This window comes from Thalassobacillus hwangdonensis, assembly GCF_042675915.1.
In the GTDB taxonomy this organism is placed as follows: domain Bacteria; phylum Bacillota; class Bacilli; order Bacillales; family Halobacillaceae; genus Thalassobacillus_A; species Thalassobacillus_A hwangdonensis.
The window spans coordinates 352,752-365,962 of record NZ_JBHTKL010000006.1 but is presented as its reverse complement, the minus strand read 5'-3'; the positions used below and the strand labels follow the sequence as shown (position 1 = coordinate 365,962).

Genomic DNA, 13,211 nt, shown 5'->3' with positions numbered 1-13,211 from the left:
TATAATGAAGGAGGGTTGTGGAATTGAAAGCCCGTATAACATCAACTCAATGGAGATTAACTAGAATCGCTTTAGGTACGTTCGTTGGAGTTGTGATTGGAGGTTTTATTGCAAGTCTGCTCTTTAATAACATAAATGCTTATTATGTTTTAGGGGCTTTGAGTGTTTCTATTTTACTGATCATTATCAACGTGATATCTGTTATTTACAAGAAAATGAACAGAAACGACAACGATAAGCATGACGTCGGTTAATGTTGCACCCATCCAGCAAAAACTTTGTATCAGTTTCTTTTGCGTTAACAGCGCAGATGATCTGGTACTTTTTCATGAAAAATTAAAAAAACCTTTACATACCTATAAAATTCAGAATATAATAATCTACGAAAGCGCTTTCGTTAGAATGAGGTGAAGAAGTCTTTGGTTACGATTTATGACATTGCCAATAAGACTGGCTACTCAGCAACAACTGTATCAAAAGCATTGAACGATTATGCGGATGTCAGTGAAAAGGCGAAGAAACGCATTTTGGAGGCAGTGGAGGAAATGAAGTATTTCCCGAACTCCTCGGCACGCACACTATCGACGAAGAAGTCGTGGACCATCGGTGTCGTGTTCGTCGAATCGCTTGGCATCGGGATGAAGCATCCATTCTTCAATGAGGTCATTGAGAGTTTCAAGCAATCCGTAGAAGTGCATGAATATGATCTGCTCTTTGTATCCCGGAATCTACATAATCAGAAAAAAAGCTACTTGGATCATTTTCGGTACCGTGGAGTGGATGGAGTCGTTGTCGTCTGCTCGAATACGGAGGACCAACAGGTCAAGGAACTCATGGAGGATGCACTTCCAAGCGTCGTGATCGACTTGAACAGCGATACGTCCAGTGTCGTGTTCTCGGATAACTGGGCAGGAAGCAGTCTCGCAGTCAATCATTTATATGAACTTGGTCACCGCAGAATTGCACATATTACCGGACATCGGAAAACCTTCGCAGGCCAACAGCGGTTGAAGGGATTCATGGAGAGTATGAATCACTTAGCTTTGGATGTACCTGAGAGTTACATCGTTGATGGGGATTACTTCTCGGAAGAAGGCGGCTACCGTGCCATGAAGGAGTTATTATCCTTACCTTCGAATCCGACAGCCATTTACGCAGCGAGTGACAGCATGGCGATTGGTGCGATCGAATGCATCAACGACCACGGCTACAGTGTTCCAGACGATTTTTCCATCATCGGTTTCGATGATATCGCACTTTCCAAGTTTGTGAATCCGAAACTGACGACGATCAAGCAGCATACCGATCAAATCGGACAGAAAGCAGCAGAACTGCTGCTGAAACAGATCAATGGTAAACAGAAATCAGCCGAAGAGGTGCAAATTCCTGTCGAGCTGGTCGTACGAGAAAGCTGTAAGGCGTTATAAATTTTTTTATTCCAAATCGAAACCGCTTTCGAAACAATTTCGCAGCACAAGAATTGAAGGTTAGCTTGTTTCACAATAAGTGAAACCTTTTATTTACATAAAATCGAAACCGCTTTCGTACCGCTTAACCTTTATTTGTCCAGGTAGGAGCCCTATCTGTTTCAAATAGGAAAAAATCATAAAAACGGGGGTAATTCCATGAAGAAGTTAGGTTATGTATTGCTTACGCTTGTAGCGATGTTGGGAATCATGGCAGGATGCTCTTCTGATGAAGCGAAATCCAGCAGTGATGACAAAGTATTGAAAATCTGGTCCTTTACAGATGAGCTTCAAAAAGAAGGTGCCATCGAAAAATTTGAAAAAGAACACGATGTCAAAGTTGAATTGACGATTGTTCCGATCGCGGACTATCCGACGAAGCTGAAGCCTGTACTTGAAAGCGGCGTTGGTGCTCCGGACGTATTCACTGGAGAAATTGCTTTCCTTAAACAGTGGACAGAGCGTAACTATTGGGAGGATCTTTCCCAGGAGCCTTACAACGTCCAGGAGTGGGAAGATGACTACATTCCATACGTATTCGATCTAGGTAAAGACCCTGAAGGTAACGTTAAAGCTGTATCATGGCAGACGACTCCTGGTGGAATCTTCTACCGCCGCAGCATCGCGAAAGAAGTGCTTGGCACAGACGATCCTGCTGAAATCGGTGAAATGATGAGCACTTGGGATGGATTGTTTGAAGTCGGTGAGAAGTTGAAAGGCGAGGGTTACCGTTTGTTCCCGGATGAGGGTGCAATCCGTTGGTTCGCTAAATCAGCAGATCCACAGCCTTGGGTAAATGAAAACAATGAACTTGTCATGACGGATGCGAAGCTTGAATATTTCGATCGCTCAAAAGAATTGCGTGACAAAGACTTGACTGCCTTTGCACCAGAATGGTCACCTTCATGGTTCGCAGCAATGGACGGTCCTGTCGCATACAACGGTGGATGGGATGAAGTAGAAGATGCATCTGGTGAGCAAACTGAAGTATTCTCATTCGCTTTGCCGACTTGGGGACTTCACAGTGTGTTGAAAGCGAACACAGAAGAAACAGTAGGAGACTGGGCAGTAGCGCCAGGTCCGAACCCGTATTTCTGGGGTGGAACATGGCTTGGAATCTACAGCGGCTCTGAAAAGAAAGACCTTGCATTTGAATTCGTGAAAATGATGACGCATGATGAAGAATTTTTGACGGATTGGGCGAAGGAAACGGGAGACGTGCTAGCTTATAAGCCTGTTACTTCCAAAATCAAAGATGACTTCAGTGAAGACTTCCTTGGCGGACAGAATCACTACAAATTCTTCCTTGAAGAAGCAGAGAAAATCGATTCGAATGCTGTAACGAAATATGATCAGGAGATCGATACACTTCTAGGTACACATGTCAGCGAATATGTGGACGGGAAGAAGACAAAAGAAGAAGCACTTGAAGATTTCTATAAAGCTGTAAAGAATGCTTACCCGGATATCAAAACACCATAAGACTGACTGGTAAACATGAACAAGGGATGGACATCTCATTTATGTCTGTCCCTTTTTCACTCTCAGCCGTTCATTCCAGCAAAGGGAAAGAAGGAATACATTATGAAAAACATCAATTATAAGGGCTATTATTTCATAGCGCCTTTCTTTCTGGTTTTCCTCGTTTTCAACATCTATCCGATTCTCTTAACCTTCTATTATACATTCACCAGTTATGAAGGGTATGGAAGTCCGGAGTTCATCGGACTGGATAACTATATTCGAATACTGACCGATACATATTTCTTTGAAGCGTTCTTCAATACGCTGAAAATCTGGGGATTGAACTTCGTATTGCAATTGGGGATTGCGTTGGCATTGGCTGCCTTGTTCTCTGATTTGCGTTTCCGGATGAAAGGGATCGGCTTTTTCCGGGCGATCTTCTACCTGCCGAACTTGATCACGATCAGCTCGGTCGCGATTTTGTTCAACATCATGCTCGATTGGCAGTACGGATCGATCAACCAGTTCCTCATGCAACTCGGTCTGATCGGTGAACCGATCGACTGGCTGAATAACCCGTTTACCGCTCAAGTATCCGTGTCGCTCATTCTGACATGGATGTGGTTCGGTTACACGTTCATCATCTTGATGGCTGGTGTCTCAGGGATTTCGAAAGAATACTATGAAGCTGCGCTCATTGATGGTGCGAACCGCTGGCAGATGTTCACCAATATCACATTGCCGTTGCTGAAGCCGATCATGCTTTACGTATTGATCACTTCACTGATCGGAGGACTACAATTATTCGACCTGCCGATGCTGATCACCGATGGACTAGGTGCACCAGAAGGCTCGTTGAACACGATGGTCCTGTATCTGTATAACCAGGCATTCCGTTATAACAACTACGGTTACGCAGCGACAGTAGCTTATGCGTTATTCCTGATTACGGTCATATTCTCGGTGGTTACATTCAAATCGATGTACCGTGATGTAAAAGCGACCAAGAATAGAGGTAAGAAATAATGAAATCAAAAAAGCGAGTCATCACAATTACCATATATTCTTTATTGATACTTCTGGCGCTCATCAGCATTGTGCCGTTTTACATGATGATCATCAACGCAACACGTGAAAACAAAGAGATCATCATGGGATTCAGCTTCCTTCCTGGAAGCAGCCTGATCGACAACTACAAAACGATGATGGACTACGTCAACATATGGGCAGGTTTCAGGAACAGTCTGATCATTTCCGTTGCGGTCACCCTACTTAGTGGGTACTTCTCTGCCCTGACTGCCTTCGGGTTCGCCGTCTATAACTTTAAGGGGAAAAACTTCCTGTTCATCACGATTCTATTATTGATGATGGTCCCTGGACAGCTCGGATTGATCGGTTTCTATGAATTGAACAAAGTACTAGGTTTCCTAGATACGTATATTCCTTTGATCGTTCCGTCAATCGCCAGTCCGTTCGTCGTGTTCTTCCTGCGTCAGTATCTATCGACGACACTGCATCCGGCACTACTTGAAGCGGCGCGGATGGACGGAGCTGGAGAACTGAAGATTTTCCATACGATCGCATTGCCGATCATGATGCCGGCAGTTGCGACGATGTCGATCTTTACGTTCATCGGATCCTGGAACAACTACATCGTACCATTGGTCATCCTTTTCTCTCCGGAGAAATACACATTACCAGTTCTGATGGGCTTCTTGAAAGGCTCACAAGTCGCACAGAACCTAGGTTCCATGTACTTGGGAATTGCAATTTCCGTCGTTCCGATCATGATCGCATTCCTGTTCTTCTCCAAGTACATCATCAGCAGCATATCAGCAGGATCTATCAAAGGATAAGAGGTGTAAGCTATGAAAAAGTTTTCAAAGGATTTTATATTCGGAACCGCAACGTCCTCCTATCAGATTGAAGGAGCGGTTTCCGCCGGAGGAAGAGCCCCTTCCATCTGGGATACATTCTCCCATACACCAGGCAAAGTGCTCGGTGGTGATACCGGAGATTTAGCATGCGACCACTACAATCGTATGGAAGAAGATATTCAGATCATCAAAAGTCTCGGCGTCGATTCGTACCGTTTTTCAATCGCATGGCCGAGGATTTTCCCGGAAAAAGGGAAGTACAACGCAGAAGGCATGGAGTTTTACCGGAAGCTTGCAATCCGATTGAAGGAAGAAGGCATCCAGCCATTCGTTACCCTTTATCACTGGGACCTTCCACAGTGGGCGGATGACTTGGGTGGATGGATCAACCGTGATTCCGTCGAGTGGTTCATGGAATTCGCTGAAAAATGCTTCGGCGAACTCGATGAGCACGTGTCGATGTGGATTACCCACAACGAACCTTGGTGTGCAGCAATGCTCGGATACCACCAGGGTGAACATGCGCCAGGGCATACGAACTTGGATGAAGCATTGAAGGCAGCGCATCATATCCTGTTGTCGCACGGTAAAGCAGTCCAACATTATAAGCACGTTTTCGAAGGCAAGCACCCAATCGGGATTACACTGAACCTGTCACCTGTCTATCCTGCTAGCGGAAGCTTCCATGACCAAGTGGCGGCCAACAATTTCGATGGCTACCTGAACAGATGGTTCCTCGATCCTGTCTTCAAAGGGCAGTATCCGACGGACATGATCAATATGTTTTCCAAACAAGTGCCTTCCTACGATTTCATCAAAGAAGGCGACTTGGAGGCAATCTCCACGCACATGGACTTTTTCGGAATCAATTTCTACAACCGTTCCTTGATGGAATACGCGGAAGGTGCAGAATTTATGTTCCAGGGTGCGGAATCTGATTATCCGAAGTCGGGCATGGGCTGGGATATTTCACCGAATGAATTCAAAGAGCTGATCTATCGACTTCGTAAGGAATATACGGAACTACCAATCTATATTACGGAGAACGGCGCAGCATTCGACGATGTGCTTGAAGCGGATGGTCAGGTGCATGATACGAATCGCGTCGATTATCTTGAAAAACATTTGAACGCTGTCGCGGAATTGAACGAAGAGAACATGAACATCGCTGGCTATTACCTATGGTCGCTGCTTGATAACTTCGAGTGGGCATTCGGCTACGAGAAGCGCTTCGGCATCGTGTACGTCGACTTCGACACGCAGCAGCGTTATGTGAAAGACAGTGCGAAACGGTATGCAGAAGTCATCAAAAACCGGTCATTGTAAGGAGGAGTATACATGTCTGAATTGAATGTAACTGTAACGGCGAAGGATACGGAAGATCGCCTTTCACGGAAGGCTCCGCTATCCCTTTCTCCTTACGGTGGCGAAGCGTCTGCAGATATAGAAATTAAGACAGATGAAACCTATCAGGAAGTTCTGGGATTCGGAGGGGCATTCACGGAAGCGACCGCCTACACCCTGTCACAGCTGCCTGAAGAAAAACGCCAAGAAGTCATCAACAGCTATTTTGATCAGGAAAACGGGCTCGGTTACACAATCGGAAGAGTAGCCATCCATAGCTGTGATTTCTCACTCGGCAATTACACGTATGTCGAGGAAAAGGATGAAGAGTTGGAAAGCTTCGATATCGAACGCGAGCACCGCTGGGTGATCCCGTTGATCAAGGACGCGATGAGCGTTCGTGGCGGAGAGATTCCGTTGTTGGCATCGCCTTGGAGCCCTCCGGCATGGATGAAAACGAATGGCGAGATGAACAACGGTGGTCAGTTGTTGCCGGAATACCGTGACACCTGGGCGCGCTATTATGCAAAGTTCATCCACGCCTTTAGGGATGAAGGTTTGTCGATGTGGGGAATTACCGTCCAGAATGAACCAGCAGCTGTGCAAGTCTGGGACTCCTGCATTTATTCTGCAGAAGAAGAGCGCGATTTTGTGAAAAATCATCTTGGACCTGTCATGCACGAATCCGGACTGGAAGGTGTAAACATCATCATCTGGGACCATAACCGCGATATTATCGTGGAGCGCGCATCGACGGTGCTGGAAGATGAAGAAGCAGCGAAGTATGTATGGGGTACAGGGCTGCACTGGTATGTAAGTGAAGAATTTGAAAAAGTCGGCGAGGTGCATCGTCGCTTCCCTGATAAGCATCTGTTGTTCACGGAAGGCTGCCAGGAAGGTGGAGTCAAGCTCGGTGAATGGTTCACCGGTGAACGCTATGCCAGGAATATGATCGGCGATCTGAACAACTGGGTCGAAGGCTACCTGGACTGGAACATGGTCCTCAATGAAAAAGGCGGACCTAACCACGTAGGCAACCTCTGCGACGCACCAGTCATTGCAGACACGAAAACCGGCGAAGTGCATTACAATAGTTCCTACTATTATATCGGCCACTTCAGCAAGTTCATCCGACCAGGTGCAGTGCGCGTTGGCGCATTGAGTCATCACGATGACTTGAATACGACCGCGTTCAGGAATGAAGATGGTACTGTTGCGGTAGTTGTTTTGAATGAGACCGATCGTGAGGTAACGTTCTCGCTACGAATGGATGATGGTGTCGTTGAGACTACGCTTCCTGCGCGAGCGATTGCAACTTATACTGTATAAGGATTGGGGTCGGATGAGAATCCGGCCCACTTTTATAGAAGGATTATGCGGTTTCGGTCATAATCCCGAAAAATCGGTCAACATTGAACTAAAATCGGTCAAAATCCAAAAAAGTCGAGCATAACCCAGAACAAAAGAGCTATTACATAACTGAGGAAGGTGAAAGATGATGACTAGCCACTACGCATTTGATGATCAGAAAAGATTTGTCATCGAGAATTTTGATAAGGCGCCTGCATTCTCAAGTTTCCTGCCGGGAATCGCAGGAACGAAAGGGATCCCGATGTGGACGTTCTATGCCAACCGGGGTCAGGGAATCTGCAGCTTCGGCGTAGAGGACAAGCATTCCCCGATCATGGAATTTTCACCGGCGAACATCGCCTATAAGAATGTATCGACGAGCGGTTTCCGCACATTCATCAAGTTTACAAAAACAGGTGAAATCTACGAGCCGTTCCAGCCGGTTTCAGGCGTTTCGCCTTCGATAAAAAGAAAGATGTTCATCGAAGCGAACCAGCTGAGCATCGAAGAAATCGATGAAGATCGCCAACTTAAAACTAAGGTAAGCTATTTTCAGATGCCGGAAGAAAACTTCGCTGGACTAGTCCGCAAGGTTGAAGTAACCAACTTGAAGGATGAGCCGGTCGATGTGGAGATTCTCGATGGACTTCCGGAAGTTTTGCCATATGGCGTGACGAATCCTGCTTATAAAGAAGTGGGTAACCTGTTACGCAGTTGGATGGAAGTCTACAATTTGGAGAACAAGATTCCTTATTATCGGGTCAGAGCGAGCATGGGGGATGAAGCGGAAGTGAGTGAGGTCACGAGCGGCCACTTCTACCTTTCATTCACGGAGGATGAAAAACTGATCACTCCGATAGTGGATGCTACCAACGTATTCGGAAGTGACACATCGCTGCAGCATCCGGAAAAGTTTTCAACTACTAACCTCAATGATTTGAATCCAGCCAAGCAAACGACAGCGAACAAAGTGCCGTGTGGATTCACGCCGGTCCAGGCATCTATCAACGCACAGGATAAAACAACGATTTGTACTGTGATCGGGCATACCAGTGACATCGAGTTGATTCATAAGCAAACCGATAAGCTTGTGAGCATGGCGTTCATTGAACAAAAACAAATCCGGGCAACCGAAATGGTCACAGCTCTTACAGGCAGTGTGGAAACAAAGTCGTCCTCTGATGTTTTTGATGCCTATTGCCGACAGAATTACCTGGACAATGTCCTGCGTGGCGGCTACCCGCACATTTTTGAAAATGGGGAAGACGGATTCGTCTATCACCTGTACTCAAGGAAGCATGGCGATCCGGAACGTGACTATAACTTCTTCACGATTGCACCAGAATACTATTCGCAGGGGAATGGCAACTTCCGGGACGCGAATCAGAACAGAAGGAATGATATCTACTTCAACCCGAAAGTCGGCAGTTTCAATGTGAAAATGTTCATGAGCCTCATCCAGGCAGATGGATACAACCCGCTTTCTGTGGAGGGCTGTTCATTTGAGATCGTGGCAGATAAAAAGCAGGAGCTGGAAGCCTTATTAACCGCTCATTTTGATGAGGATGGGGAAAAGGTAGCCAAGCTGTTGGAAGGGAAATTCACTCCTGGAAAATTGATCAACGCAATTTCAGACAAGGGCATTGCATTCAAACGGAGTGAACAGGAATTCCTGACCGATGTGTTCAAGCTGTCCAAGCAGAACATCGAAGCTGGATTCGGCGAAGGCTACTGGGTCGATCATTGGACATACAACATGGATTTGGTCGAAAGCTATCTCGATGTCTATCCGGACAAGGCTTCAAGCTTCCTTTTTGACGATGATAGCTATACATTCTTCGACAGTCCTGCCTATGTGCAGCCGAGAAGTGAGAAGTATGTTCTGTCGAAAGGGAATGTAAGGCAGTACGGCGCGATCATGAAGGACAAGCAGAAGATGATTCAGCAGGACCTTCATATCAATGACACGAACTGGTTGAAAACGAAGCATGGAAAAGGCGACATCTACACGACGAACCTGGCTGTGAAGCTGCTTTCACTGGCATTGAACAAGTTCGCGACACTTGATCCGGCTGGTATCGGTGTGGAGATGGAAGCTGATAAACCAGGCTGGAATGATGCACTGAACGGATTGCCGGGCATTTTCGGCTCTGGAGTCAGTGAAACATATGAGTTGAAGCGAATCCTCCAGTTCCTATTGTCTGCTGTAGAGCAAGATAGACAGGCGATCAAGCTTCCAGTTGAGATGAGCGAGTTGCTTTCTTCAGTGAGCGAATTGCTGGAGAAAAATCTGCGGGGTGAGCTAGATAACTTCAACTACTGGGATCAAGTGGCATCCGTACGTGAAAACTACAGAAGAGAAATCCGCTTCGGTATCGACGGGGGAGAAGCTCCGTTGAGTTTGGAAGAGTTGAAGGGAACCCTTGAAAACATGCTTGAAAAAGTGGACCGCGGAATTGCTAAAGCAGAACAGCTTGGCAATGGTCTGACTCCAACTTACCTGCGCTTTGAAGTAGAGGAATACGAGCAGGTGACCGATTCTGAAGGGAATGAAGTTCTCAGCAGTTACGGATTGCCTAAGGTTCAAGTGAAAAAGTTCAAAGAAGCTACAGCGCTGCCACACTTCCTGGAAGGACCTGCGAGGTCAATGAAGACTTTGCATGATTCAAGCAAAGCTGAAGAAATCTATCAATCTGTTAAGCAGACGGAGCTGTATGATCAGCAGATCGGTATGTATAAAACCTCCGTCAGTCTGAACGAAGAGGCCAACGAGATTGGAAGAATCGTAGCATTCACGCCAGGATGGCTCGAGCGCGAATCGGTCTTCCTGCACATGTCATACAAGTACTTGCTGGAGTTACTGAAATCAGGATTATACGAGCAATATTTCACCGACATCCAAACATCGCTGGTTCCATTCCTTGAGCCGGAAATGTACGGAAGAAGCACGCTTGAAAACTCATCCTTCATCGCAAGCACGGTCAACCCTGACCCTGCTACCCATGGTCGAGGATACGTTGCCCGCTTAAGCGGATCGACAGCAGAGTTCCTGAGCATGTGGAAAATGATGATGGTCGGGAAAAATATGTTCCAGGTGCAGGATGGCAGCTTGACGCTAACCCTGTCACCGATTTTACCGGATTGGTTGTTCACAGAAGACGGTACTGTATCGTTCACGCTATTAGGTCAAACGAAAGTGACGTACCATAATCCGGATCGGAAGAATACGTTCGGTGAAGACGGAGCAGAGGTTCAGTCTTACAAACTGACTTATCGTGATGGAAAAGAACAGACCATTGAAGGTGCAGTTCTCGCTGGTATGGAAGCGGAAGCTGTGCGTAATGGAGAAATTGTAGAAATGGTAGTTACATTAGGTTAAGAAGCGAGGGGACGGTTCTCATGCTTCCTGGAAGCACCGGAACCGTCCCCATGCATCAAAAAAGCCCTCACCCGATGTGTCACATCAGGTAGAGGGCTTTTTTAGATTCATAGATTTAGTTCAAATCGAAACGATCGGCGTTCATCACTTTCACCCATGCGTTCACGAAGTCGCGGACGAATTTTTCTTTGTTATCGTCCTGTGCATACACTTCTACAAGTGAGCGAAGGACAGAGTTCGATCCGAAGACGAGGTCGACGCGGGTAGCTGTGCGTACGACTTCACCTGTTTTGCGGTCGCGGCCTTCGTACAGGTTGAATTCGACAGGCTTCCATTCGATGTTCATATCAAGCAGATTCACGAAAAAGTCGTTTGTAAGTGCTCCGACATTATCGGTGAACACGCCGTTTTTCGAACCTTCATAGTTAGCTCCTAGTACACGCATACCGCCAAGCAGTACTGTCATTTCCGGTGCAGTTAGGCCGAGTAGTTGTGACTTGTCTACCAACAGTTCTTCTGGACTTAAGGTGTAGTCCTTTTTCTCATAGTTACGGAATCCATCAGCCATCGGCTCCAATACTTCGAAGCTCTCAGCATCTGTTTCTTCCTGGGTTGCGTCGCCGCGTCCAGGCGCGAATGGAACAGTGACGTCGACACCTGCATCTTTGGCAGCTTTTTCGACTGCTGCAGTACCGCCGAGTACAATCAGATCCGCCATGCTGACTTTTTTATCTAAATAGCTTTGCACCTCTTCATAGACGGAAAGGACTTTTGCAAGTTTCTCAGGCTCATTCACTTCCCATTCCTTCTGTGGTGCAAGACGGATGCGTGCACCATTGGCACCACCGCGTTTGTCAGAGTCGCGGTACGTGCTGGCAGAAGCCCATGCAGTCGATACCAGCTCACTGATTGTCAGGCCGGAATCAAGGATTTTTTCCTTAAGACCAGCTACTTCAGAATCTGTAAGGTCATAGTCGACCGTCGGAACCGGATCCTGCCAGATCAGATCTTCTTGTGGGACTTCCGGGCCGAGATATCTTGCTTTAGGTCCCATATCACGGTGGAGCAGCTTGAACCATGCGCGTGAGAAAGCATCTGCGAACTCATCCGGATTCTCATGGTAGCGGCGTGAAATTTTTTCATAGTCAGGATCCACACGCAATGCCATATCCGCAGTCGTCATGAACGTAGGAACTTTTCTGGATGCATCCTCTGCATCCGGAGCCATGTGTTCTTCAGTCTGATCAACTGGTGCCCATTGGTTGGCGCCTGCCGGACTCTTCGACAGCTCCCATTCGTAGCCGAACAGTAAATCATAATAACCGTTATCCCAGACGGTCGGGTTGGATGTCCATGCACCTTCGACACCACTTGTGATCGTGTCGCGGCCTTTACCGCTTCCGTGCGTGCTCTTCCAACCGAGCCCCTGGTCTTCGATATCAGCAGCTTCAGGCGATGCACCGACATGTGCTTCCGCATCTCCGGCACCGTGCGCTTTACCGAAGGTGTGACCTCCAGCAATCAAAGCAACCGTTTCTTCATCGTTCATTCCCATCCGGGCGAATGTTTCTCGAATGTCACGCGCGCTAGCAAGCGGATCTGGATTCCCGTTCGGACCTTCAGGGTTTACGTAGATCAATCCCATCTGGACGGCAGCAAGCGGATTCTCTAGCTCACGATCGCCAGAATAGCGGTTGTCCCCGAGCCATTCGGTTTCAGTACCCCAGTAGACATCTTCTTCCGGGTGCCAAATGTCTTCACGACCGCCACCGAAACCGAATGTCTTCAATCCCATTGACTCAAGGGCGACATTTCCAGTCAAGAGAAGCAGATCGGCCCAAGAAATCTTGTTTCCATACTTCTGCTTGATCGGCCAAAGCAGACGACGAGCTTTATCCAGGTTGGCATTGTCCGGCCAGCTGTTCAGTGGAGCGAAACGCTGGTTACCACTCGCGCCGCCACCACGACCATCGCCTGTACGATATGTACCGGCTGCGTGCCATGACATACGAATGAAGAGAGGACCATAGTGTCCATAATCCGCCGGCCACCAATCCTGGCTGTCGGTCATCAACTCATGGAGATCCTGCTTCAATGCATCATAATCGAGCTTGCTGAATTCTTCTGTGTAATTGAATTCTTCGCCCATAGGGCTCGCCTTCGTATCATGCTGACGAAGGATGTCCAGGTTCAGCTGATTCGGCCACCAGTCTTTATTCTTTGTACCGACTTTTGTGGTCGTAACCGCACTTTCTTCCTTGGATTTCCCTGTGAATGGGCACTGTCCAGCACCCGCTTTACTGTCGTGCATTTCATTCTTGTCCATCTTTC

General features: G+C 47.2%; 9 protein-coding genes. 8 read left to right on the top strand and 1 reads right to left on the bottom strand.

Annotated elements, in window-relative coordinates; translation table 11 throughout:
* The first annotated feature begins 23 nt into the window (after positions 1-23).
* The 8 genes from ACFQ2J_RS17400 to ACFQ2J_RS17365 all read left to right on the top strand — a co-directional run bounded on the left by ACFQ2J_RS17400 (position 24) and on the right by ACFQ2J_RS17365 (position 10,880).
* Positions 24-254, top strand: a complete 231-nt coding sequence (locus ACFQ2J_RS17400) for a hypothetical protein (protein WP_386063593.1) — start codon at positions 24-26, stop codon at positions 252-254.
* Positions 255-419: 165 nt separating this feature from the next.
* Entirely contained in the window at positions 420-1,427 is a 1,008-nt protein-coding gene (locus ACFQ2J_RS17395; RefSeq protein WP_386063591.1) for a LacI family DNA-binding transcriptional regulator, read from the top strand.
* A 198-nt stretch (positions 1,428-1,625) separates the two neighbouring features.
* On the top strand, positions 1,626-2,948 hold the full coding sequence (locus ACFQ2J_RS17390) for an ABC transporter substrate-binding protein (RefSeq protein ID WP_386063588.1): 1,323 nt from the start codon (positions 1,626-1,628) through the stop codon (positions 2,946-2,948).
* 102 nt (positions 2,949-3,050) lie between these two features.
* On the top strand, positions 3,051-3,956 hold the full coding sequence (locus ACFQ2J_RS17385) for a carbohydrate ABC transporter permease (protein WP_386063585.1): 906 nt from the start codon (positions 3,051-3,053) through the stop codon (positions 3,954-3,956).
* Positions 3,956-4,786, top strand: coding sequence for a carbohydrate ABC transporter permease (locus ACFQ2J_RS17380; protein WP_386063583.1), 831 nt, complete (start codon positions 3,956-3,958; stop codon positions 4,784-4,786). Before ACFQ2J_RS17385 ends, ACFQ2J_RS17380 begins: the two co-directional genes overlap by 1 nt.
* A 12-nt stretch (positions 4,787-4,798) precedes the next feature.
* Positions 4,799-6,133 (top strand): GH1 family beta-glucosidase, encoded by a 1,335-nt coding sequence (locus tag ACFQ2J_RS17375; RefSeq protein WP_386063581.1) that lies wholly within the window; start codon positions 4,799-4,801, stop codon positions 6,131-6,133.
* Positions 6,134-6,145: 12 nt separating this feature from the next.
* Positions 6,146-7,480: a glycoside hydrolase family 30 protein gene (locus tag ACFQ2J_RS17370; RefSeq protein WP_386063578.1), complete on the top strand. Its 1,335-nt coding sequence runs from the start codon at positions 6,146-6,148 to the stop codon at positions 7,478-7,480.
* A 166-nt stretch (positions 7,481-7,646) separates the two neighbouring features.
* On the top strand, positions 7,647-10,880 hold the full coding sequence (locus ACFQ2J_RS17365; protein WP_386063575.1) for a cellobiose phosphorylase: 3,234 nt from the start codon (positions 7,647-7,649) through the stop codon (positions 10,878-10,880).
* A gap of 115 nt (positions 10,881-10,995) precedes the next feature.
* Here ACFQ2J_RS17365 and katG read toward each other — a convergent pair whose 3' ends face one another.
* Positions 10,996-13,206, bottom strand: coding sequence for a catalase/peroxidase HPI (katG, locus tag ACFQ2J_RS17360; protein WP_386063572.1), 2,211 nt, complete (start codon positions 13,204-13,206; stop codon positions 10,996-10,998).
* Positions 13,207-13,211: the final 5 nt, after the last annotated feature.

What these genes read in the sequence shown, in the direction of transcription:
- ACFQ2J_RS17385 (WP_386063585.1), top strand. Translation starts at nt 3,051, where the DNA reads ATGAAAAACATCAATTATAAGGGCTATTATTTCATAGCGCCTTTCTTT.
- ACFQ2J_RS17380 (WP_386063583.1), top strand. Translation starts at nt 3,956, where the DNA reads ATGAAATCAAAAAAGCGAGTCATCACAATTACCATATATTCTTTATTG.
- ACFQ2J_RS17365 (WP_386063575.1), top strand. Translation starts at nt 7,647, where the DNA reads ATGATGACTAGCCACTACGCATTTGATGATCAGAAAAGATTTGTCATC.
- katG (WP_386063572.1), bottom strand. Translation starts at nt 13,206, where the DNA reads ATGGACAAGAATGAAATGCACGACAGTAAAGCGGGTGCTGGACAGTGC.
- ACFQ2J_RS17375 (WP_386063581.1), top strand. Translation starts at nt 4,799, where the DNA reads ATGAAAAAGTTTTCAAAGGATTTTATATTCGGAACCGCAACGTCCTCC.
- ACFQ2J_RS17390 (WP_386063588.1), top strand. Translation starts at nt 1,626, where the DNA reads ATGAAGAAGTTAGGTTATGTATTGCTTACGCTTGTAGCGATGTTGGGA.
- ACFQ2J_RS17370 (WP_386063578.1), top strand. Translation starts at nt 6,146, where the DNA reads ATGTCTGAATTGAATGTAACTGTAACGGCGAAGGATACGGAAGATCGC.